The following is a 23,112-nucleotide window of genomic DNA, read 5'->3' as shown; positions in this document are numbered from 1 at the left end:
GGCCGGCCAGCGGAAGATTGCTGACATCCCCATCAGCCGAATTTACTAATACGAGCATTAGCCGAGGGCGGCTATCGTCGGTCTTGTATAACCATCCTGAATCCAAGTTGTGGGTTGAATGTGATTTTCTGGAATTGACGCTGAAGAATAATCACCGGATGATTGTTTGCCGGCATGCCATTGCTAATGCATGCGCATGCCGCCGAATCCGCAGGGGGGTGTCGTATGTCGCGGCCCGTTTTTCAGGCCGCGCGACGCGATGTGGCTGACTCAATAAAGAGAAAAGAAAATGGGGCAATCGCGGGAGATGCGCGGGTCGGCGGCCGGCGCGGGGATGGCCGTAGGGCAGCCAGATGCTCCGGAGCGATATGCATTGTCGCAATGCAACAGCAGGAGGCGAGGGGGATTCCGCTCAAGCGGAGGGCCGCGCGCGTATGTGGCCCGCCTCAGTGCCTTTTTGCGTGCGTTGCTGCTGTTGTGCTTGCTCAGTTTCGGTTATGCGCCGCTTGCAGCGCATGCGGCGGGTTGCCCGAGCAGTATCGCAGTGGTATCGGGCGGCGCGTCCACGTTCGATACCTTCCCTTGCACGAGTAGTCAGGGTACCAACGGTAGCTTGTTCTTACCGACGCCCCCCTCCCACGGCACAGTCACGCAGGACCCTAACGATCAGTACATCACCTATACCAACAATGGCGACAGTGCCACCAGCGACTCGTTCGTGTGGCAGGACTTCTTTGGCGCCAACCACACCGTCACGGTCACCATCGCGGCGGCGCTGAGTATCACCACGAGCAGTCTGCCGGCTGCGACGGTGGCGACGGCGTACAGCCAGACAATCAGTGCCAGCGGCGGCACTGCACCTTATACGTTCGTGATTTCGTCTGGCTCGCTGCCGGCGGGTCTGAGTCTCTCCAGCGGCGGTGTGATTTCTGGCACGCCGACCGCCAGCGGCTCCTATGCGTTCACCGTGCGGGTGACCGACGCCAGCAGCAACACGGCCACCCGAACCTATTTCGGTTTCACGGTCGCTGCGCCAACCATCTCGCTGTCGCCATCGACGCTGCCGTCTGCCACGCAAAACAGCAGCTATAGCCAGACCGTCACGGCCAGCGGCGGGACGTCGCCCTATACCTATGCGGTCACGAGCGGCAGTCTTCCGAGCGGCGTGGCCCTGAGCAGCAGCGGCACGCTGTCTGGCACGCCCACGGCATCCGGCACGTTTACCTTTACGATCACCGCGACCGACAGCACGACCGGCACGGGGCCGGCGACCGGCGGCCACAGTTACACGCTGACGGTGACACCGTCCTCGCCGACGATCACCACCAGCAGCCTCGTCAACGGCGAGGTGGGTGCGTCCTACAGCCAGACGATTAGCGTCAGTAACGGCACCGCTCCTTATACGTTCAACGTGTCGTCGGGTACCTTGCCGACGGGCCTGAGTCTCTCCAGCGGTGGGGTGCTGTCCGGCACGCCGACGACCACTGGCAGCTTCAGCTTTACCGTGCAGGTCACGGACGTGAACAGCAATACCGGGACGCATAGCTATACGGTCACCGTCGCTGCAGGACCGAGCATCGGCACCGCAAGTCTTGCCAGCGGCGAGGTCGGCGTCGCTTACAGCCAGACGATCAGCGCTAGCGGGGGCACGACGCCCTATACGTTTAGCGTGTCGTCGGGCATCTTGCCGACGGGGCTGAGCTTTTCCAGCGGGGGTGTGCTGTCTGGCACGCCAACGGCCAGCGGTAGCTTCAGCTTCACCGTGCAGGTCACCGACGCGAACAGCAGCACCACGTCGCGTGGCTACACCGTCATCGTCGCGGCAACGCCGAGCGTCAGTACGGCAAGCGTTCCCAACGGCGAGATCGGGATGGCGTACAGCCAGACGATCAGCGCCAGCGGGGGCACGACGCCCTATATGTTCAGCGTGTCGTCGGGCACGCTGCCGACTGGGCTGAGCCTCTCTAGCGGCGGCGTGTTGTCCGGCACGCCGACGGCGGCCGGCAGCTTCAGCTTCAGCGTCCAGGTCAAGGATGCGAACAACATCACGGCCACGCAAAGCTATACCGTCAGCATCACGGCCGCACCGAGCATCAGTACGGCCAGCCTTCCCGGTGGCGAGGTTGGTGTCGCGTACAGCCAAACCATCAGCGCCAGCGGCGGCACCACGCCCTATACGTTCAGCGTGTCGTCGGGCAGCCTGCCGGCGGGCCTGAGCCTCTCCAGCGGTGGCGTGCTGTCGGGCACGCCCTCGGCGGGCGGCAGCTCCACCTTCACCGTCCAGGTCAAGGACGTGAACAACATCACGGCCACGCAGAGCTATACCGTCACGGTGGCGGCGGGACTCGGCATCACCACGACGAGTCTGGGCAATGGCGAGGTCGGCGTGGCGTACAGCCAGACGATCGGCATTGGCGGAGGCACTGCGCCCTATACGTTCAGCGTGTCGTCGGGCAGCCTGCCGGCGGGCCTGAGCCTCTCCAGCGGTGGCGTGCTGTCCGGCACACCGACGGCGGCCGGCAGCTTCAGCGTTACCGTGCAAGTCAAGGACGTGAATAACGCGACGGCTACGCAGAGCTATGTCCTCGCCGTGGCAGCAGGGGTTGGCATCAACACGGCAAGCCTGCCCGCGGGCACCGTCGGATCGTCCTACAGCCAGACGATCAGCGCCAGCGGCGGCACGACACCCTACGCGTTCACGATCAGCGCGGGCAGTCTGCCGGCCGGGCTGACGTTAGCCGGTGGCGGCGCGCTTTCCGGTACGCCAACAGCGAGCGGCAGTTTCACCTTCACCGTGCAGGCCAGGGATGCAAAAAACGCTGCAGCCACGCAGAGCTACACGATGACGGTCAATATGGCGCCTGTGCCGGTTGTCCCGACGCAGCGCCAGATTACCGTCGCGGCGATGAGTACGGCGACGGTCGATATCACCGACGGCGCAACCGGCGCCCCGTATACCGGGGCGGCGATCCTCTCGGTGGCGCCGGCTTCGGCAGGGTCGGCCACGATCCTTGCGTCGTCTGCCCCCGCGTCCGCGCAGGCGCTCAAGACCGCTTCGGCTGGTTCCGGCGCGTACAGCATCCAGTTCGTTCCGGCTGCTGCGTTCGCGGGCACGGCGGTCATCACCTATACCTTGAGCAATGCGTCCGGTGCGTCCAACCCGGCGATCCTCAGCGTGATCGTTGCCGCGCGGCCCGATCCGTCGACCGATCCCGACGTCGTCGGCTTGATCAACGCGCAGATCCAGGCAGCCCGGCGGTTTGCCGAAGCGCAGATGGCCAACTACGGACAGCGTCTTGAAAACCTCCACGGCACGGGGCGAACGCGTTTTTCGAATGGCATTTCCGTTGCCATGCCCAATCGGCCGGCCGACGAAGGCAACCCGCGTTGCCAGGGCGCGTTTGCAAAAACGGAGCCGTGTCTCACGCAGGGCAAGGCGCAAGGCGGACCATTGCTCGCCGGCAACAACCGTGCGGACGGGGCAAAGCCGGATGCGCCAGATCCGTCGGCCGCTGGCGATGCGGATCTGGCGTTCTGGACCGCTGGCCTCATCGATTTCGGTTTCAACCGGGCGGGGACGCAGCGCTCAGGATTCCGCTTCACCACCGGAGGTGTCACGCTCGGAGCGGACTATCGCCTATCGGACCGCGTCACGGTCGGGGCTGGCGTCGGCTATGGCCACGATTCCACCGACATCGGCGCCGACGGCACCAGAAGCACGGGCGACAGCTATAACTTCGCGCTCTACGGAAGTTACCGGCCTCTGCCGACCTTTTTCATCGATGGCGTTGCCGGTTACGGCACGCTCAACTTCGATTCGCGGCGGTGGGTTGGCGCAGCAGGTGATTTTGCACTCGGCAGCCGCAACGGGACGCAGGCGTTTGCATCTGTGACGACCGGGTACGAGCACCGTGACAAGGCATGGCTGGTCTCGCCCTATGGCCGCTTCGCCGTGTCCAGCGCGTCGCTGCGTACCTTCACCGAGAGCGGCGCGGGCAATTATGCGCTGACGTATTTTGGGCAGACCGTCAACACGGTATCCGGCACCTTGGGGTTGCGTACCGAGTACACGCAGCCGACGCGGTGGGGCGTGCTGATGCCGTATGCGCGGATCGAGTATCAGCACGACTTCACGCGGCAAAGCGAGGCTGGCCTGGCGTATGCGGATCTGACTGCGTCCGGCCCGGCTTACTACGTGACCGGAACGCCGTTTGGCAGCAATCGGGGGCAACTCGGCGTCGGGGCGAAACTCAGCACCGGCGCCATGCTCTTCGGGCTGGACTACAGCGTGCTCGTTGGAGTGAACATGTTCCAGCAGGGCGTGCGGTTCTGGTTCTCGACGTCTTTCTGATTCTCAGGGCATCCGACATGCGCTTCCTGACCTTGGACGATTTTGCCCCGCACCTCAATGAAACCTTCCGCGTGGAGGTGGGCGACGGCGGTACGCCCTTCATGCTGGTCGAGGCGCGTCCGCTGCCCGCACCGGCCGTTGCCGGCATGGTGCGCGCGCCGTTCTCGCTGGTCTTTCACAACAGCGCAGCCATTGTGTTTCCTCAGCGCATTTATCCGATGCGGCACGATGGCCTGGGCGAGTTCGGCATCTTTCTGGTGCCGATCGCGCGCAATCAAGAGGGCTTTCTGTATCAGGCCGTGTTCAACTGAACGCGCGCCGGCCAGTGCATCCGGATGTAAGGCACTTCGCGTGCGGTTTCGATAAAACCGAGTCGCGTGTAGAGGCGGTGCGCATCCACGTTGCCCACTTCCACATGCAGATCGATTCCGTGGGCACCGGCTCCGGTGGCCTGCGCCTGAGCCCACGTCAGCAGCGTGCTGCCAATGCCGCGCCCGCGCCAGTGTGGGAGCACCGCGATATCGACGACCAGGAAGTGATCGGGATCGCGCAACAGGTAATAGCGTCCGATTGCTGTTCCGTGGTGTTCCACCATCCAGAAATCGGCTGCGGCGTAATAGCTGATGAAGTGCCGATGCTGCAAGGAGAACTGACTGTCGAGGAACGCCGCTCTGGCCTCGATGGGCCAGCCTGTCTGGTCGAGTTCGGACGCGCGCAGCTCGCCGTACAGCAGGCGCAGGAACGGCAAGTCGGGCTGGGAGCAGGGGCGCAGTTGCAGATCGCGTGTCACCGGCACCGGGTACGCGGCCGCAGCCGTGCACGGCGCCGGGAAACTGGGCAGGACCAGCATCAACTGAACCGAGGGAAATCGCCGTTCAGCGAGATGCAGTAGTTCATGGCCAGCAACGGCTGCTGGTTTTCGTGTGGCAAGCTTTGTCCGGTCACGCCAAGCATGGTGGGCGAGAAGGTCGTGTTAGGTGCGGTGCCGGCGGGCGGAAACGGTTCTGCATGCAACGGTGAAAGCATCGCGTCGTTCGCGGATGGCGTACCGCTGCGCACCGTCTGGGTCGGTTGGCCATACAGCAACATGCTGTGCGTATGCGCTGGCATTTCGCTGCTGAGCAGCGTGATGGCGGCTTCGCCAAAGGACTCGCCGGCCGTGCGCGACGAGAGCCCCAGGCCCTGTCCCTGGCTGCATCCGGCACGCGCGCAGAAATTGGGGAGTTGAAACGTCGTCTGGCCGTTGCCGCCGTACAGCGTGCCAATCAGGCTGAACAGCGCGGTGTTTTGCGAAACGGACATCTGTGTGCCGTTGCACAGCGCCCAGCCGTACGGCGCATAGTTGAAGCCGAACAACTGGATCTCGCCGAGAAATGGCTGAGTCATGGCGCCTCCTCAAGGTTCAGTTTTGCGAAGGGAATATGCCTTCGTAGGCAATGCAATACGAAACCGTGAGCGTCGGCATGGTGTTGTCGTGTGGCAGGTTGCCGCCCGCGCTGGAGACCGCGTTGCTTGCCATCGCAAAGCTGGTGGCCCCGGTGAGGGTCGACGCGTACATCGTATCCGTGCTGCCCAGCGAGCCTGGCACCACGCCGGAGCCCGGTGCGTTGGTGTTTGCAGCATTCGCCGTTGCGTTGACCGTGTGCGTGTGTTGCGGCATTTGTGCGGCGGTAAGCGTGACGGTCTCGGTGCCGCCGAGGGAGCCAAGCGGGCGAGGCGTCAGCCCAATCCCGGTACCTTGATGCAACGGCAACTGGCCACGCAGGTCGGGTACGGCGAAATTGGAGGTGCCGTTGCCGCCGTACGTGGTGCCCAGCAGGGAATACAGCACCTCATAACTGGATATCGGCACGGTGCTGCCGTCACACGGCAGCCAACCGACGGGAATGCGCGGAAAGGCGAACAGGCGGATTTCACCGACGTATGGAGCGCTCATATGTCTTTCTCGCAGAGGTGTGGAATCAGCCGCGGCTCGGATAAACGCCCGTCAGCGCGATGTTGAAATTGATTGTGCGAAACGGCTGCATGTTGCTGTGTGCCTGACTTGCGCCGGCATTCTGCAATTGCGCGGGATTGAGCGGCACCAGAGAGGGGTTGGTGCCTGCATATAACGCTTCGTTTGCGAACGACCCGTAGATCGAGCCGATCGGGGCGCGTCGATTGCCCGCTACTGTCGTGGCGTTCAAGCTATGCAAGTGCGCGGGCAACTGTGCCTGGGTCAAGGTCACGGTCTCCGCGCCAGCCTGCGTGCCCACTTGGTAAGGCGCTGGCTGCCATTGCGGATCGGCAGAGGGGCCCGCACCGATCGGCGTTCGCCCGCGTAAGTCCGGCAATCCAAAGGTGCTTCTTCCGTCTCCTCCGAATTGCGTTCCGAGCAGGGAGAAAAGCGCCGTGTTCTGATTGATCGCCATCAACTGCCCATTGCATAGGGCAAAACCGCGCTGCGCAAAACCGAAACCAGTGAGCATGACTTGCCCGAGAAAGTATTCGGCCACGGCGTCCCCCTCGTTGAGGTTGTTTTAAAAGTTATTGCACCGGGGATGCCCTTTGTAAAGCGCAAAAACGAGGGGGGGAGAGGGGCGCCTTTCAGCCAGCGGCGGCGGAACCACCGCCGTCGCAATACGGCAGGGCGGCATGGCCGCCCGCACTTCCGGTTGGCTGCCGGTCTACTGGCGGGGGGCCGCCTGTGCCACGTAGTCCCGCTGGAACGCGCACATGCGCAGCGCGTTGTGATACGCGCCGTTGCTGAAGAATTCTTCGATCAATTCGCCTTCGCGCTGGAAGCCGCATTTCTCGTAGATGTGGACCGCCTTCTCGTTCTTCACGTCGACCACGAGATACAGCTTGTGCAGGTTCAGCACCATGAAGGCGTAGTCGATCGCCAGGCGCGTAGCCGTGGATGCGTAGCCGCGGCCCTGCCAGCCGGGCGCGATGATGATCTGAAACTCACCACGCCGGTGGATGGTGTTCAACTCCATCAGCTCGACCAGGCCGACGGCCTCTCCGGCGCTGTTCTCGCAGATGAAGCGACGCTCGCGCTGGTCGTGCACGTGGCGGTCATACAGTTGTGACAACTCGGTGAAGGTCTCGTACGGTTCTTCGAACCAGTAGCGCATGATCTTCGCGTCGTTGTTCAACTCGTGCACGAAGCGCAGGTCGTCGCGCTCCAGTGGGCGAAGGGAAAGATCGCGGGATTTTTCAACCACCATGGTGTTCGTCCTTTCAATGTGCAGCGTGGCCGATAACGTACCGCGTCTGCCTTACATCTTGTATCGCACACCGAGCAAGGCCATGCGCGGCGCGCCCGGCATGTTGTAGTTCTCGGCGCCGCCGTGGGCCGAGACGTAATAGGCGCGGTTGAACAGGTTCTGCAGGTTGAGCGTCACGTCGACGTTCTTGCTGCGGTAGCCGGCGCCCAGGTCGACGGTCATGTAGCCCGGCAGCGTCGTCAGGTTGTACTGCGATGCGTAGCGCGAAGCCTCCGCACGCACACCGCCGGCCACGTAGAAGCCGTTGGGCAGATCGTGCTTGAGCCACAGCGAGCCGCTATGCCGCGGCGTGAGCGACGGCTGATTGCCGTTGACGGCCACGCCGCCGCTGCGGTCGTTCGGGTTTTCCAGGCGGCCGTTCAGGTAGGCATAGCTCGCCATCAGCGACCACGTCTTGGCAATCTCGCCCGTGAACGACAGCTCCAGCCCGCGCGTGCGCTGCGTGCCGATGGGCACGCCCAGCAGCGTGACCGGGTCGGCCGCCGTCAGGTTGGTCTGCTTCATGTCGAACAGCGCGGCCGTCACGCTGGCACCGGCCGACAGATCATACTTGGCGCCGATTTCGTAGTTGGTGGTCGATTGCGGTGCCAGCGCGCCGCTGTTGGCAAAGAACGTGAAGCTGTCGGCCAGCGGTTGGAACGAGCGGCTGTACGACGCATACAGCGACAGCGGCTCGATCGGGTGATACACCACACCCAGACGCGGGCTGACCGGCTTGTCGGTGCGTGACAGATCCTGGTTCTTTGACGTGAGGTCGTCGCGGCTCTGCTTGAGGATTTCGTGGCGCAGGCCGGCCAGCACCGTCCATTGCGGCGAGAACTTGATCAGGTCCTGCACGTATGCGGCGTACGTTTCGTTGTGCGAGAGGCCGTAGTTGGTCGGCACTGCGTTGCCGGGTACGGTCGGCAACACCTGCAATGTCGGATTGAACAGGTTGTACGTGCAGGTGGTAGCGGGGCACGAAACTCCAGCCACGCGGTCGCTCTTGTCCTGGTAACCCAGCTCGATGCCGTACAGCAGCGTGTGCTGGATGCCCCAGGTCTCGGCCTTCTGCGTCAGCTCGTTCTGCCACAGCGTGCCGCGGTCGCTGCGGTTGCGCTGGTTGACGGCGAGCGTGACAGTCGGGATCGGGCCGTCGTTGACGCTGCGCACGGTCGTGTAGTTGTTGCGGCCCAGCGAGTACTCGTAGTTGCGCACCACGCTATGGAACGACCACTTGTCGTTGAAACGGTGGTCCAGCGTGCCGGTGACGCTCTTGACGGTGGATTCGACATTGCCCGCGCCGGCATCGGCCGAACCGTAGCGCGTTTCGATCGGCACATTCACTGGGCGGCCGTGGTACGACGGCACGCCCTGGTCGGCAATGCGCTTGTCGTGCAGGTAGTCGAACTGCACCGTCAGCTTGGTGTCGGGCGACAGGTTGAACAGGAACGACGGCGAGATCGCCTGGCGGCGCAGGAAGTAGTCGTTGCGAAAACCGCCGGAGTCTTCCACCGCGCCGGTCAGGCGGGCGCGGACGGCGTCGTCGTTGATGGAGGTGTTCAGGTCGAACTCGGCGCGCTTCTGACGCTCGGTGCCGACCAGCACGCCCACTTCGGCCAGCGGTGTCGCCAGCGGCTTCTTGGTCACGCGGTTGATGATGCCGCCCGACGAGCCGCGCCCGTACAGCACGGCAGCCGGGCCTTTGAGGACTTCGATGCGGTCGATGTTCGACAGGTCACGGAAGTAGAGCGAATCATCGCGCAGGCCGTCGACGTACTGGTCGTTGATCGACGAGAAGCCGCGGATGGTGACCTGGTCGCGCTGTGCGTCGCCCAGCGAAGCTGACACGCCCGGCACGTTGCGCAGCGTGTCGTTGATCGACAGCGCGCCCTGGTCCTGGATCACCGCGTGCGGCACGACGTTGACCGACTGCGGAATCTCGCGCAGCGGCACGGGAATCTTCGTGGCCGTGTTGGCGATGGGCGTGTCGTAGCTGCTGTTGTTGCGCGTACCCTTGACGGTGGATGTCGGCAGCGTGCCGGCATCGGCGGTTGCAACGGTGTTGGTGGTGTCCGCCGCATTCGCGACATGCGCAAACGGCAGGGTTCCAAGGACGGCCAGAGATAGGCACAAGCGTTTCGGCGGCATTGCAGTTCCCGTAAAGTGAAAAGACCCGGTTGATGCGGGGAGGGCGCCGTCGTGTGCGGAGCCTTCAATCTGTGAAGGTGCAAATAATAATGAGAACAATTCCTATTAACAAGAGTGTTAAGTCACGCTTTTGACGGCATGCAACGTTTGCCGATGCGAGAATCGGCAACTTTTCACGGCACGATTGCGGAATTCCGGCACCAAGTTGCGCTTGGTGCGTCTGACCTGACGGCTTCCTGCTTTTTCCGATATGTCGCTTTCATCACATTACCCGCTGCCCCTGCGCGTTGCCCTGGTGGGCTACGGCTATGCCGGCAAGCTGTTTCATGCCACCTTGATCGACGCTACGCCGGGCCTGTGCCTGCACGTGGTTGGCTCCAACCGACCTGACGCCGTGCATGCGGACCGGCCTGACGCCGTGGTCTGTGCGCCTGAGGCGGCGGCCACGCATGCGGATGCGCACCTCGTCGTCATTGCCGCGCCCAATGACCGCCACGCCTCGCTGGCCGAAGCCGCGCTGCGCGCCGGCAAGCACGTCGTCGTGGACAAGCCCTTTACCGTCACCTTGGCCGAGGCGCGGCACCTGGCACACGTGGCGCGCCAGACGGGCCGCTTGCTCTCGGTCTTCCAGAACCGCCGCTGGGACAGCGATTTCCTGGCAGTGCGGGCTGCGCTTGCCAGCGGTGCCATCGGCGAAGCCATGCACGTGGAGGCGCATTTCGACCGCTTCCGCCCGCAGGTGCGCGCGCGTTGGCGCGAGCAAGCAGGGCAAGGCACTGGTATCTGGTTCGATCTCGGCCCGCACCTGATCGATCCGGCGCTGCTGCTGCTCGGCCTGCCCGATGCCGTCAGCGCTTCGTTCGCGCGCCAGCGCGCGGGTGCGCAAGCGCCCGATTGGGCGCATGTCGTCCTGCACTTCGGCGAGCGCCGCGCCATCCTGCACGCGAGCATGCTGGTGGCGGGCGGTACGCCACGCTGGACCGTGCACGGCACGCGCGGTTCTTTCATCAAGCGCCGCATGGATCAGCAAGAGGCGCAACTGCTGGCCGGCATGGCGCCCGGCGCGCCGGGCTGGGGTGCCGATGACGATGCGGGTGTCCTGATCGACGGCGCAACCTCCGCTGCAACTGACATCGCCACCCCCGCAGGCGATCAGCGCGCCTATTACGCCGCCGTGCGCGACGCCATCCACGGGGCGCGCGCCAACCCCGTCCCGCCCGCCCAAGCCGTGGCGGTGATGGCGGTGCTAGAAGCCGCCAGGGCCGCCGCCGAAACCGGCGCAGCCGTTGTGCCGGACCTGACCGACTCCGAGCACGCGCAGTGGCTCGCCACGCGGGAGACCGCCTGATGAATGGTGTGGTGATCCTGTTGCTGGTGGCCGGTGGCCTGCTCGCCGTGGTGGCGCTGGTGCAGATGCTGGCCTCGCGCCTGACGCTGCCGGAATCGACACTGCTGGCATTGGCCGGCATTGGCATTGGCGGTGCGTATGTCGGCTTGCAGAACACGGCGCCGGCGTTTGCGGCCACCTTCTTTGAGCCGCTCATTGACCCGAGCTGGCCGGCCGAGGCGTATCTCTGGTTGTTTCTGCCGCCGCTGTTGTTCCAGGCAGCGCTGTCGGTGGATGTGCGCAGCATGGCGCCAGATGCCGCGCCCATCCTGATGCTGGCCATCGTGGCGGTGTTCGTGGCCACCGGCGTGATTGGCCTGGCCGCGGCGACGGTCGCGCCGTTCGGCATCGTCACATGCCTGCTGCTGGGGGCGATGATCGCCACCACCGACCCGTCTGCCGTAATCGCCGTCTTCCGCGACGTGGGCGCGCCGGCGCGGCTGATCCGGCTGGTGGAAGGCGAGGCGCTGCTCAACGATGCGGCGGCCATTGCCATCATGGGCGTGCTGCTCGCCATGCTGACGGGCCACGGTACCGATGCAACCGTCGGCGGTGGCCTGCGCGAGCTGGCCAAAGCCTTTGGCGGCGGCGTGGTGTTCGGGCTCGTTGCGGGGCGTATCGCAGCATTCCTGCTGCCGGCGCTGCGCGGCATTGCGCAGGCGGAAGCCGCATGGACGCTCGCGCTGCCGTATCCGCTGTACCTCCTGGCGGAAAACATGCTCGGCGTGTCGGGCGTGGTGTCGGTGGTGTGCGCTGGGCTGGTGATCGGCGCGCTGGGCCGCACGCGCCTGGCGCCGCGCAACTGGACCCACCTGCAACTGATCTGGGAACAGATTGCCGCGCTGGCGGGGGCGGTGGTCTTTTTGCTGGCTGCCGTGCGTGTGCCGGAGTTGCTGCACGGCGTGGTGTGGAAAGACGCGCTGTGGCTGGCGGTGATCGTGGTAGCCGCGCTGGCGGCACGCCTGGCCGTGCTGTTCGGCCTGCTGCCGGCGCTGGCGTGGGTCAAGTTTTCCACGCCGGTCAGTCATGCCTACAAGCTGGCGATTGCGTGGGGCGGCCTGCGCGGCGCCGTTACGCTGGTGCTGGCGCTGGGTGTGTCCGAGAACCACGCCGTGCACGCCGCCGACCGCCATTTCGTCACCATCCTCGCCACCGGTTTTGTGCTGGTGAGCGTGCTGTTCAACGGCGCGACGCTGCGCTGGGTGATGCGTCAACTCGGGCTCGATCAGCTCTCTGCGCAAGAGCAGGCGCTGCAGCGGCAGGCGCTGAGCATGTCGACAGAAGAAGTGGAAGCGATCATGCGCCGCATTGGCGGGCACTTTCACTTTGCAGCAGGCGCGGCCGATCAGGCAGTGGCGACGTATCGGCTCGAGGTGGCCGCTGGCGCCGCCGAGTTGAACCTCGAAGATGCCCTGTCCGAGCGCGAGCGCCTGACCATCGGCCTGGTTGCCCTGGCCACGCGCGAGCGTGAGCTGATTCCCGAATACGGCAATGGCCTGATCTCCATCCGCAACCTTGACGCGATGATGCGCAATACCGCCGACATGATCGATGCGGCGCGCACGGAAGGGCGCCTGGGCTACAAGCGCGCCGCACACCGGATTCTTGCCAAGCACGTCGGCTATCGCGCCGCAGTTTGGCTGCACCGCGTTGGGCACATCGACCGGCCGCTGGCCAACGCGGTGGCCGATCGCTTCGAGCTGCTGGTCTGCCGCCAGACCGTGCTGGAACGCCTGCGGGACTACAACCGTGCGTCATTACAGCCGGTGCTGGGCGAGCGCATGGCGGACCTGCTCGATGGTGTGCTGATCGTGCGGATCGAAGCCGCGGAAGAAGGTCTGGCCGAGCTGCGCGAGAAGTTCGGCGATTACAGCGCCGCGCTGGAAAAGCGCCTGCTGCTGCTGTTCGCGCTCTCCATCGGGCAGAGCAAGATCGACACGATGCTGGCCGAGACGGTGATTTCGAAAGAGGTCTACAAGCAGATCAGCGCGGTGATCCGCCGGGCGTGGACGGCCGCACTGCCGAGGCCGTCGCTGGAGGCATCGCTGCGGGTGCCGGCCGCGCAGGCACACCCCCCGCAGTAAAGTAAGTCGGCAAGCGGCTCCGGTCTTAGAGCCGCTTGCCGGGACGCTCACCATGCAGATGGCGGTGGATGTCGTGCGTGACGAAGCCGGATTCGTCAGTCGGCATCGCCAGCCAACCGGGGTGCGAAAGTGATTCGCGGATATCCGCCAGGCCCGAGGCCCAGTGATCTCGCATGGTAGACGGTCCGAACTGGATGTCCTTGCCGGGGCCCTCGTGCTCCTTGGCCGCGTAGATCAGGTGGATGACGTTGTAGCGCTTGGTACAGGCCAGCTCCTGCGCGTGCTTGTACCACTGCGTGCGCTCGAATTCCTTGGGTGGCAGGTGGTCGAGCAACTGGCGGACCAGCCGGCGTGTCGATTGTGCGCGCTCCATCCAGTCGGTGATGAGCCGAGTCCGGCTGGAATATTGCAGGTCCTTCTGCCGGCTGGCCACGCCGATCATGGTGTCGGGCACGGGCCCCACTGCGCTCCACAGATCCACCTGGAACACGAGCGAGTCGCGCCTCGGCGTGCTTTGCAGAACATGCGACAACGGCGTGTTGGAGACCACGCCGCCATCCCAGTAGTAATCATCCGTCGATGAGCACGGGCGGGAAGCCCGGAGGCAGCGCTCCCGACGCCAGGAAGTGTTCCGCGCCCAGCCGGCGCTCGGTGTTGTCGAAGCACTCGAGGTTCCCGGTGCGCAGGTTGACGGCCTCCACTGACACGCGAATATCGCCGTCGTTGATGCGGTCGAAATCGCATAGGCGCTCGAGCGTGGCCTTCAGCGGCGTGGTGTCGTAGTAGCTGGCGTCGAGCGGGTCCATTTCGTTGGCCGGCAGCGGCGCGGGAAAACGCGGTGTGAAGAAGCCGCGCTGGCCTTCGAGGATGGTGTCGGCCGCCTGTATTGCGGTCAGCCATTTGCGCAGGTGCGCGTTGCCGTCAAACCAGGCGTTCTCCAGGATGTCCGGCAGCGGCGGCGAGAAGCTCGGCTGCGTGATGGTCTGCCAGAACTCGCGCAGCTTCGCCTGTCGATGCTCGGGCGCGTTGCCGGCAATGATGGCGGTGTTCAACGCGCCGATGGAGATGCCTGCAATCCAGTTCGGCGTGATGCCGGCCTCGTCCAGCCCCTGGAACACACCGGCCTGGTAGGCGCCGAGTGCGCCGCCGCCTTGCAGCACCAGTGCGATGTTCTCGTACGGCGGCAGGTCGATGCGCTGGGGCAAGGTGCCGGGCGTCTCGGCCGCGTCGTTGGACTGGGCACGGCTGGTTGCCACGCGTAGTTTGGGTGCAGGCATGTCTCCTCCTTTCTTCTTCGCCGTGCTTATTGCATGAACCAGCCGTGGCTCACCACGAGAGACTGGCCGGTCAGCGCCGCGCTCGGGAAGGTGGCCAGGAAGCGTACGGTTTCAGCCACGTCTTCCACGGTGGTGAATACGCCATCGACGGTATCGCCGAGCATCACCTTCTTCACGACCTCTTCTTCGCTGATGCCGAGTTCCTTGGCCTGCTCCGGGATCTGCTTCTCAACCAGCGGCGTGCGCACAAAGCCCGGGCACACCACGTGCGAGCGCACGTTGTGCTTGGCCCCTTCCTTGGCCAGCACTTTGTTCAAACCCAGCAGCGCATGCTTGGCCGCCACATACGCCGACTTGAGCGGCGAGCCCTCGTGCGAGTGCACCGAGCCCATGTAGATCACCACACCGCCGCGATCATCCTTGTACATGTGGCGCACGGCCGCGCGCGTGGTCAGAAAAGCGCCGTCCACATGGATGGCCTGCATCTTTTTCCAGTCGGCAAACGAGTAATTCTCGATCGGGTTGACGATCTGAATGCCGGCGTTGGAGACGAGGATATCGACCGAGCCGAGTTCTTCGGCCACGCGGTCGATGCCGCTGTCCACTGCCTGCTCGTCGGTCACGTCCATGCGCAGGCCGATGGCGTTGCCGCCCGCATCGGTGATTTCCTTGGCGACGGCTTTGGCGCCGTCTTCGTTCAGGTCCACGATGGCGATGGCCGCGCCCGAACTGGCGAGCGTGAGGGCGATCTGCTTGCCGATGCCGCTGGCGGCACCCGTGACGATGGCGACTTTGCCTTTCAGATCAGACATGCTTGTGCTCCATGAAGTTGGGGGGGGGAAGCGTGATTCGGCGGTTTACCTGGCGAGATAGTCGAACACGACCTCGTCCATGCCGAGGGTCAGGTCTGCAATGATGTGCCGAGCTTCGACAATTTCGGCCACCGGCAGTTCGGCCACCGGGGCCAGCGCGTGATGTGCGAGTTCCGAGGCGGGGCCCGATCAGCCGGACGTGGCAGCAGTCCACACGAAACCGTCATGCCTCGGAAACGATAGACAAAGCTGAACGGTAGTGCCTCGGAAAGCACGCGACGCAAGCGCCCATCCTGCCGGGGCTCTGTGACACGCCGGTCAAGCCTCCCATGCATGGACCGAATGCCGGGACACCTGTGCGTGATCTACCATCCGCCGGAAGCCGCGCAGCGAACGGCCCCTCGTAGTGGAGTGCGCTCAGGCGCGTGAGAGGAAATCCCACAGCGCAGGGTCGGCGGAATAGGCGACGTTGAAGCGCAGCCACGGGCTGGCCTCGTCATGCGGCCGGAAGTACTGGCCGGGTGCCAGCCAGATGTTGTGGCCGATCGCCCGATCCGCCAGCGCCGCAGCATCCGCATGGCCCGGCAGCCGCGCCCACAGGAAGAGCCCGCGCCCCGGCGTGTCGAACGGCACGGCGCCGTGCTCGCGCAGGATGGCTTCAACGCCTGCATGCGCTTCGGCCAGCCGCGAAGTCAACCGCGCCACATGCTCCGCATAGACGGGGCGGGTGACGAACGCATGCACGATGCGCTCGGTGATCTCGGAGGAGGTGAGCGCGACGGCCATCTTGGTGCGCGCCAGCTCGCGCGTGATGGCGGCATCGGCCACCACATAGCCCGCGCGCAGTGACGGCGAAATCGTCTTGGAGAAGCCGCTCACGTACAGCGTGCGCCGCAGGCCGTCGAGCGCGGCCAGCATCGGCGCGGCGGGGTCGGCCAGTTCGCGGTGCAGGTCGTCCTCGACGATCCACAGACCGTGCTGCTCGGCCAGTTGCAACACGCGGTAAGCGTTTTGCGCAGTCATCGACGAGCCGGTGGGGTTTTGCAGCACGGAACTGGTGAAGAGGGCGCGAGGGCGCTCTGCATCATCGGCACGCAGGATGGTCTCCAATGCCGCCGTGTCGAGCCCATCCGGCGCGCGCGGCACGGCGACCACGCGCAGACCGGCCAGCTTGAGCACCTGGAGCACATTGCAATAGCCCGGGTCATCCACGGCGACAACATCGCCCGCCTTGAACAGCGTGCGCACGATCAGGTCGAGCGCCTGCGTTGCGCCGCTAGTCAGCAGCACTTGCGAGCGCTCGACCGGCAGCCCGCGCAGCGTGAGCGACTCGGCCACGGTCTCCCCTAGCGGCGCGTAGCCCCACGGGTGCCCATAACCTGCCACGCGCAGCGCCGAGACGCGGCTCACGGTACGCATCGCCTCCTGCACGCCGCGCTCATCCAGCCAGTCGTTGGGCAGCCAGCCGCAGCCCGGCTTGATCGCGATCGAGCGATCGGCAAACACGTCCGACAGCAGCCAGGCGGCGTTGAGCTTGGGCGGCTCCCAGCGCGGGGCGACGGGGGCAGGCTGGGCTGGCGCGCGCGCGGCCACCAGATAGCCGGAACGCGGCCGCGCCACGATGGCGCCGAGCGCGGCCAGCCGCGTGTAGGCCTCGGCCACGGTAAATGTGCTGACATCGTGTGCCTGGGCCAGCTTGCGAACCGAAGGCAGGCGTGTGCCGGGCAGCAGGCTGTGGTTGTCCACCGCTGCACGAATACCTTGGACGATCTGGTCGACCAACGTACGCTGAGGGTGATGGGGATCGAGTTCAAGTTGCATGTTGCGATGCGGCATGGAAACGGTAAACACCTATACAGTTTCTAACAGAATCGCCATCTGTGCATGTCCGCGTGGCATTCGACTCTGTACAGTTTGCTCGAGACGCTTGTCTGTTCTTTCTCGGAGACACCGATGAAACCTGCACCGCACCCGCTGGAAACCACCGATCTGTCCTATTTCTGGATGCCGTTTACGGCCAACCGCCAGTACAAGGCCGCGCCGCGCCTGCTCACGTCCGCCCAGGGCATGTACTACCGTGACGCCGATGGCCGCGAGGTGCTGGACGGCACGGCAGGCCTGTGGTGCGTCAACGCTGGCCACAGCCGCAAGGAGATCGTCGACGCCATCACCACGCAGGCCAGCACGCTGGACTTTGCGCCCACCTTCCAGATGGGGCATCCGATGGCTTTCCGCGCCGCCGAGAAGGTGGCCGAGATCATGCCGCAGGGGTTGAACCGCATCTTCTTCGTCAACTCCGGTTCGGAGGCGGTGGATACGGCACTCAAGATCGCGCTGGCCTATCACCGCGCGCGTGGTGAAGGGCAGCGCACTCGCCTGATCGGCCGCGAGCGTGGCTATCACGGTGTGGGCTTCGGCGGCATTTCGGTGGGCGGCATTTCGCCCAACCGCAAGGCCTATTCGGCCAACCTGATCCCGGGCGTGGATCACCTTCCGCACACGCACGCGCCTGAGCACAACGCGTTCTCCAAGGGCCAACCCGCTTGGGGCGAGCATCTGGCCGACGAGCTGGAGCGCATCGTCACGCTGCACGACGCGTCGACCATCGCCGCCGTCATCGTCGAGCCGCTGGCCGGTTCCACGGGCGTGCTGGTGCCGCCCAAGGGCTATCTGCAGCGCCTGCGCGCGCTGTGCGACAAGTACGGCATCCTGCTGATCTTCGACGAGGTCATCACCGGCTTCGGCCGACTGGGTGCGGCCACGGCATCGGAGTTTTTCGGCGTCACGCCCGATCTGCTGACGATGGCCAAGGGCATCAACAACGCCGCCGTGCCGATGGGTGCCGTGGCCGTGCGCCAGTCGCTGCACGACACCATCATCGATGCCGGTGCGCCGGGCGCGATCGAACTGTTCCACGGTTACACGTATTCCGCACACCCGCTGGCTGCGGCGGCCGCTGTGGCTGCCATCGATCTGTATCGCAGCGAGGGCCTGTTCGAGCGCGCTCGCGCACTGTCGCCGGCGTTCGAGGCGGCGGCGCATTCGGTCAAGGGCGCGCCGCATGTGAAGGACATCCGCAACCTGGGCCTGGTGGCTGGCATCGAGCTGGAATCGCGCCCAGGTGCCGTCGGTGCGCGTGCGTATGAAGTCTTCCTGAAATGCCTGGAGCGCGGCGTGCTGGTGCGCTACACCGGCGACATCCTGGCGTTCTCGCCGCCGCTCATCATCGACGAGGCGCAGATCGCGCGCATCTTCGACACCGTTCGTACCGTTCTGCAAGAGGTAGCTTGAGATGAACCGACCGATCGATCCCGCTGTGACTGAATCTGTGGTCAGCCACTACATCGGCGGACAGCGCCATGCTGGCAGCGCCGCAGGTGATACCCCACGCAGCGCCGATGTGTTCAACCCCGCCACAGGCGCCGTGAGCGCGCAGGTGCTGCTGGGTGGCAAGGCCGAGGTGGATGCCGCTGTGGCTGCTGCGCACGCTGCAGCGCCGGCCTGGGCAGAGACCTCGCCGCTCAAGCGCGCGCGCATCCTGTTCAAGTTCAAGGAACTGCTCGACCAAAACCAGGACGCTCTGGCCGCCGCCATTACGCGCGAGCACGGCAAGGTGTTCTCCGATGCCAAGGGCGAAGTCACGCGCGGCATCGAGGTGGTGGAATTCGCCTGCGGCATCCCGAACCTGCTCAAGACCGAATTCACCGACAACATCGGTGGCGGCATCGACAACTGGAACCTGCGCCAGCCGCTGGGCGTGGTGGCTGGCATCACGCCGTTCAATTTCCCGTTCATGGTGCCGATGTGGATGGCGCCCGTGGCGCTGGCCTGCGGCAACACGTTCATCCTCAAGCCGAGCGAGCGTGACCCGAGCCCGAGCCTGATGATTGCCGATCTGCTCAAGCAGGCCGGCCTGCCCGACGGTGTGTTCAACGTCGTGCAAGGCGGCAAGGATGCCGTCGACGCGCTGCTGGCGCATCCGGATGTGCAGGCGCTGTCCTTCGTCGGCAGCACGCCCATCGCCGAGTACATCTACACGGAAGGCACCAAGCACGGCAAGCGCGTGCAGGCGCTGGGCGGCGCCAAGAACCACCTGGTGGTCATGCCCGATGCCGATCTCGACCAGGCCGTCGATGCGCTCATCGGCGCCGCCTATGGCTCGGCAGGTGAGCGCTGCATGGCGATCTCGGTGGCCGTGGCGGTGGGTGACGTCGCTGACAAGCTCGTCCCGCGTCTGGCCGAGCGTGCCAAGACGCTCAAGATCGGCAACGGCATGGAGCCGCAAAGCGAGATGGGCCCGCTCGTCACCGGCCCGCACAAGGCCAAGGTGGAAGGCTATATCGCCAAGGGTGTGGCAGAGGGGGCCAAGCTGGTCGTGGATGGCCGGGGCCATACGGTGGCAGGTCACGAGCAAGGTTTCTTTACCGGCGGCACGCTGTTCGACCATGTCACGCCCGACATGACGATCTACAAGGAAGAGATTTTTGGCCCGGTGCTGTCAGTGGTGCGCGTGCACGACTTTGCGGAAGCTGTCGACCTGATCAACGCGCACGAATATGGCAACGGCGTGTCGTGCTACACCAGCGATGGCGGCGTGGCCCGCGCGTTTGCACGGCAGATCCAGGTGGGCATGGTCGGCATCAACGTGCCGATTCCGGTGCCGATGGCGTGGCATAGTTTTGGCGGCTGGAAGCGCTCGTTGTTTGGCGACCACCACGCCTATGGCGAAGAAGGTGTGCGCTTCTACACGCGTTACAAGAGCGTGATGCAACGCTGGCCGGATTCGATTGCCAAGGGCGCCGAGTTTGTGATGCCCACGGCGAAATGAGTGGCGCGCGCGTCAATGAGGAAGGGAGGCGATGCCTCCCTTTTTTCTTTGCGCACATGGCACCGAAACCGCGGTGTCATATTGGCTTGATATTCACGGCGATCGGTTCGCCATCGGGGCCGATTTCGATATCGAAACTCACGCGCTGACCTTCATGCAATGCAGGCGCGCTCGCAAGCCGGATTTCCGAATCCCGTATAAAACAAGGGGCAGCATGCATTTCTGCAGCTGCCCCTGCGGGCGGATCATATTGAACGGCGTTCACTTCAATTCGGCTGGCCATTGCATTCTCCCGAGAGGGACTTCGTCAAACCGGGGCGCCGATTTCAACTACGCTCGGCAGCCCTTCGACCGCTTGATGGCAAACACGTACTGAACAACCCTTACAACCTGACTTCCACGGGGCTTTCGACCGGCGCACCTCCTGCCCGAAAGGATGACGCGCCGTCCTGCAATCGCGATGACGATCTTGGCTTTGCCTGTGCCCCGGCCTTCGGATTAAGCCGCCTGGATGTTCGAGGCTTGCTTGCCCTTCGGGCCTTGCGTGACTTCAAACGACACCTTTTGACCTTCCTTCAGGGTCTTGAAACCCTGCATGTTGATCGCGGAGAAATGTGCGAATAGGTCCTCGCCGCCATCGTCCGGGGTAATGAAACCGAAACCCTTTGCGTCGTTGAACCACTTGACGGTACCAGTAGCCATGATCTTGAGTCGAGAAGTTGAGAAATCGATCGGCTGCCGGCCAAAAAAAATGTAGCAGGCAGACCCGGCCAAATCAGCCAAACGATCGTTTGGTGAATATATGCTTGGCGCGTCTCCCCGTCAAAGTCTGTTTTGCGGCTTTCCTCGTCAAGATCAAGCGGGGGCGATGTCAGCGGGGCACATCAGTGCCCGCGCATTCTCGCCATCGGGGCAAACACTCGCACAAACCCGAGCGTTTTCACCTAAGCTTCAGTGGCGTCTGCCGCACCCCACCCTACCGGCGTAGGGATTGGCGTTGCTGCAGACGGCGCACGGAAATTGCGTGTGCCTCAGTCGCCCCAGTCGCAGCCAACTATGACGACAGCCGCAGCAACCAGCACAGTCACAAAAAAACCCGCGTTGATGGCCACGATGGTGGGTGCGATCGGCGTGGTCTTCGGGGACATCGGTACCAGTCCGTTGTATGCATTAAAGGAATGCTTCAACCGCGAACATGGCGTTCCGTTCTCAGACCAGACCGTCTTCGGCATCCTGTCGATGCTGTTCTGGGCGATGACGCTGGTGGTGTCGATCAAGTACGTCGTCTTTGTCATGCGCGCCGACAACAATGGCGAAGGCGGCATCCTCGCGCTGACTGCGCTGGCCATGCGGGCCAGCCACGGCAGCGCATGGTTCACCCGTACGCTGATGCTGCTCGGTCTGCTGGGCGCCGCCATGTTTTATGGCGATGCGGTCATCACGCCCGCCATTTCGGTGCTCTCTGCTATTGAAGGCATGGAGATCATGGCGCCCGCACTGCAGAAGTGGGTGTTGCCGTTGGCGCTGGTTGTGCTGATCGGCCTGTTCCTGCTGCAGAAGCACGGCACGCATGTGGTCGGACGCCTGTTCGGGCCAATCATGCTGATCTGGTTCATGCTGCTGGGGCTGCTTGGGGTGGCTTCGGTGGTCAAGTCTCCGCAGATCCTGGTGGCGCTGAACCCCGTTTACGCCATCGAGTTCGGATTCCGGCATACCGTGCAGGCGTTCATCGTGTTCGGCTCGGTGTTCCTCGCATTGACCGGCGCCGAAGCGCTGTATGCCGACATGGGCCACTTCGGCGCGCGCCCGATCCGGTTTGCATGGTTCTACATTGCCATGCCGTGCCTGCTGCTGAATTACTTCGGACAAGGGGCGATGCTGCTGCGCGAGCCTTCCGCCGTGCAGAACCCGTTCTTCCTGCTGATGCCGGCCTGGGCCGTGGGCCCGATGGTGCTGCTGGCCACGGCCGCCACCGTCATTGCGTCGCAGGCGGTCATTTCGGGCGCGTTCTCGATGACGGCGCAGGCGGTGCATCTGGGCTATGCGCCACGCATGAAGATTCTCTATACGTCAGATGTCGAGATCGGCCAGATCTACGTGCCAGTGGTCAACTACGTGCTGTTGCTGCTGGTGGTGGCCGTGGTGCTGGCGTTTGGCAAGTCCGACAATCTGGCGGCTGCCTACGGCATTGCCGTGACGACCACCATGCTGCTGACAACCGGCTTGGTGACGGTGGTGATGCGCAACGCGTGGAAGTGGAGCCTGCCGGCGGCGGCCTGCCTTGGTGCGGTGTTCCTGGCGGTGGACCTGTCGTTCTTCAGCGCCAACCTGCTGAAGATTGCGGCGGGCGGCTGGTTTCCTCTGCTGCTGGGTGGCCTGATTTTCTTCCTGATGGTGACGTGGCATACCGGCACGCAACTGCTCAAGGCGCGCAACGTGGAGGGCGGGATTCCGCTGGAGCCGTTCATGGAGGGCTTGCTGCGTCATCCGCCCTATCGCGTCGATGGCACGGCCGTGTATCTCACGCCAAGCATGGAGTTCGTGCCGCTGGCGCTGCTGCATAACCTCAAGCACAACCACGTGCTGCACAGGCGCGTGCTGTTCATCCACTTCCGCACGCTGGCCGTGCCTTACGTGGAGCCGGCCAAGCGCCTGGTCATCAAGACGATTGGAGAAGACATCTACACGGCCGTGGTGGATTTCGGCTTCAAGGAAACCCCGGCCGTGGACGAGATCGTGAAGATGGTCGGTGAACGCCTGAACGTCGTTTTCGAAGACATGGAAACGTCGTTCTTCATCACACGTGCGACGGTGGTGCCATCACCACTGCCGGGCATGGCGATGTGGCGTGAGTCGCTGTTTGCCTGGATGCAGCACAACAGCGCGAAACCGTCGGATTTCTTCCGGATTCCAGCTAACCGGCTGGTAGAGCTGGGAAGCAAGGTGGAGATCTAGCAGCGGCGCCAGCCGTTGC

Annotated in this window: 17 protein-coding genes and 2 pseudogenes; 7 read left to right on the top strand and 12 right to left on the bottom strand. The window is 64.3% G+C overall.

The genetic code is table 11. The features are described from left to right. The first annotated feature begins 613 nt into the window (after window positions 1-613). On the top strand, window positions 614-4,351 hold the full coding sequence (locus tag B4F51_RS05885) for a putative Ig domain-containing protein (RefSeq protein WP_296224153.1): 3,738 nt from the start codon (window positions 614-616) through the stop codon (window positions 4,349-4,351). 17 nt (window positions 4,352-4,368) lie between these two features. Beyond that, window positions 4,369-4,662: a DUF6916 family protein gene (locus tag B4F51_RS05880; RefSeq protein ID WP_296224152.1), complete on the top strand. Its 294-nt coding sequence runs from the start codon at window positions 4,369-4,371 to the stop codon at window positions 4,660-4,662. On the opposite strand, the gene B4F51_RS05875 is transcribed toward B4F51_RS05880, so the two are convergent. The 6 genes from B4F51_RS05875 to B4F51_RS05850 all read right to left on the bottom strand — a co-directional run bounded on the left by B4F51_RS05875 (window position 4,644) and on the right by B4F51_RS05850 (window position 9,750). Further along, entirely contained in the window at window positions 4,644-5,201 is a 558-nt protein-coding gene (locus B4F51_RS05875; protein WP_296224151.1) for a GNAT family N-acetyltransferase, read from the bottom strand. The genes B4F51_RS05880 and B4F51_RS05875 overlap by 19 nt on opposite strands. Then, on the bottom strand, window positions 5,201-5,737 hold the full coding sequence (locus tag B4F51_RS05870) for a phage tail protein (RefSeq protein ID WP_296224150.1): 537 nt from the start codon (window positions 5,735-5,737) through the stop codon (window positions 5,201-5,203). The genes B4F51_RS05875 and B4F51_RS05870 overlap by 1 nt, the downstream gene beginning before the upstream one ends. Window positions 5,738-5,753: 16 nt before the next feature. Further along, window positions 5,754-6,287 carry a phage tail protein gene (locus tag B4F51_RS05865; RefSeq protein ID WP_296224149.1) on the bottom strand — a complete coding sequence of 178 codons (534 nt, stop codon included), beginning with the start codon at window positions 6,285-6,287 and terminating at the stop codon, window positions 5,754-5,756. A gap of 25 nt (window positions 6,288-6,312) precedes the next feature. Continuing rightward, window positions 6,313-6,846, bottom strand: coding sequence for a phage tail protein (locus tag B4F51_RS05860; protein ID WP_296224148.1), 534 nt, complete (start codon window positions 6,844-6,846; stop codon window positions 6,313-6,315). Window positions 6,847-7,017: 171 nt separating this feature from the next. Then, window positions 7,018-7,560 carry a spermidine N1-acetyltransferase gene (gene speG / locus B4F51_RS05855; RefSeq protein ID WP_296224147.1) on the bottom strand — a complete coding sequence of 181 codons (543 nt, stop codon included), beginning with the start codon at window positions 7,558-7,560 and terminating at the stop codon, window positions 7,018-7,020. Between the two features lie 51 nt (window positions 7,561-7,611). After that, the gene (locus B4F51_RS05850) at window positions 7,612-9,750 is read right to left on the bottom strand and encodes a TonB-dependent receptor (protein WP_296224146.1); all 2,139 of its coding nucleotides are present in this window, start codon (window positions 9,748-9,750) and stop codon (window positions 7,612-7,614) included. 250 nt (window positions 9,751-10,000) lie between these two features. Between B4F51_RS05850 and B4F51_RS05845 the strand changes: the two genes are divergently transcribed. Beyond that, entirely contained in the window at window positions 10,001-11,098 is a 1,098-nt protein-coding gene (locus B4F51_RS05845; RefSeq protein ID WP_296224145.1) for an oxidoreductase, read from the top strand. After that, a complete protein-coding gene (locus tag B4F51_RS05840; protein WP_296224352.1) occupies window positions 11,098-13,221 on the top strand; it encodes a cation:proton antiporter in 2,124 nt (707 codons plus the stop codon). Before B4F51_RS05845 ends, B4F51_RS05840 begins: the two co-directional genes overlap by 1 nt. Window positions 13,222-13,246: 25 nt before the next feature. On the opposite strand, the pseudogene B4F51_RS05835 reads toward B4F51_RS05840, so the two are convergent. The 4 genes and pseudogenes from B4F51_RS05835 to B4F51_RS05820 all read right to left on the bottom strand — a co-directional run bounded on the left by B4F51_RS05835 (window position 13,247) and on the right by B4F51_RS05820 (window position 17,131). Next, window positions 13,247-14,498 (bottom strand): annotated as a pseudogene (locus B4F51_RS05835) (DUF3734 domain-containing protein). Between the two features lie 26 nt (window positions 14,499-14,524). Further along, entirely contained in the window at window positions 14,525-15,310 is a 786-nt protein-coding gene (locus B4F51_RS05830) for a 3-hydroxybutyrate dehydrogenase (protein WP_296224144.1), read from the bottom strand. A 45-nt stretch (window positions 15,311-15,355) separates the two neighbouring features. Continuing rightward, window positions 15,356-15,499: pseudogene (locus B4F51_RS05825) on the bottom strand (acetoacetate decarboxylase family protein); the annotation flags it as partial. Window positions 15,500-15,727: 228 nt separating this feature from the next. After that, window positions 15,728-17,131: a PLP-dependent aminotransferase family protein gene (locus B4F51_RS05820; RefSeq protein WP_296224143.1), complete on the bottom strand. Its 1,404-nt coding sequence runs from the start codon at window positions 17,129-17,131 to the stop codon at window positions 15,728-15,730. A 132-nt stretch (window positions 17,132-17,263) separates the two neighbouring features. Between B4F51_RS05820 and B4F51_RS05815 the strand changes: the two genes are divergently transcribed. Together B4F51_RS05815 and B4F51_RS05810 are read left to right on the top strand one after the other, a co-directional pair. Next, window positions 17,264-18,601: an aspartate aminotransferase family protein gene (locus B4F51_RS05815; RefSeq protein WP_296224142.1), complete on the top strand. Its 1,338-nt coding sequence runs from the start codon at window positions 17,264-17,266 to the stop codon at window positions 18,599-18,601. 1 nt (window position 18,602) lies between these two features. Beyond that, window positions 18,603-20,138, top strand: coding sequence for a CoA-acylating methylmalonate-semialdehyde dehydrogenase (locus tag B4F51_RS05810; protein WP_296224141.1), 1,536 nt, complete (start codon window positions 18,603-18,605; stop codon window positions 20,136-20,138). A 76-nt stretch (window positions 20,139-20,214) separates the two neighbouring features. Here B4F51_RS05810 and B4F51_RS05805 read toward each other — a convergent pair whose 3' ends face one another. Both B4F51_RS05805 and B4F51_RS05800 read right to left on the bottom strand, forming a co-directional pair. Further along, window positions 20,215-20,421 (bottom strand): cold-shock protein, encoded by a 207-nt coding sequence (locus tag B4F51_RS05805; protein WP_296224140.1) that lies wholly within the window; start codon window positions 20,419-20,421, stop codon window positions 20,215-20,217. Between the two features lie 215 nt (window positions 20,422-20,636). Next, window positions 20,637-20,840, bottom strand: coding sequence for a cold-shock protein (locus B4F51_RS05800; protein WP_045220077.1), 204 nt, complete (start codon window positions 20,838-20,840; stop codon window positions 20,637-20,639). 354 nt (window positions 20,841-21,194) lie between these two features. Here B4F51_RS05800 and B4F51_RS05795 point away from each other — a divergent pair, with 354 nt between their 5' ends. Next, the gene (locus B4F51_RS05795) at window positions 21,195-23,093 is read left to right on the top strand and encodes a potassium transporter Kup (RefSeq protein WP_296224139.1); all 1,899 of its coding nucleotides are present in this window, start codon (window positions 21,195-21,197) and stop codon (window positions 23,091-23,093) included. Window positions 23,094-23,112: the final 19 nt, after the last annotated feature.

Origin of the sequence: Ralstonia sp. UBA689, assembly GCF_002298975.1 — a bacterium.
Classification (GTDB): Bacteria; Pseudomonadota; Gammaproteobacteria; order Burkholderiales; family Burkholderiaceae; genus Ralstonia.
Note: the sequence above shows the minus strand (reverse complement) of the source record. Positions and strands in the feature narration are given on the sequence as shown.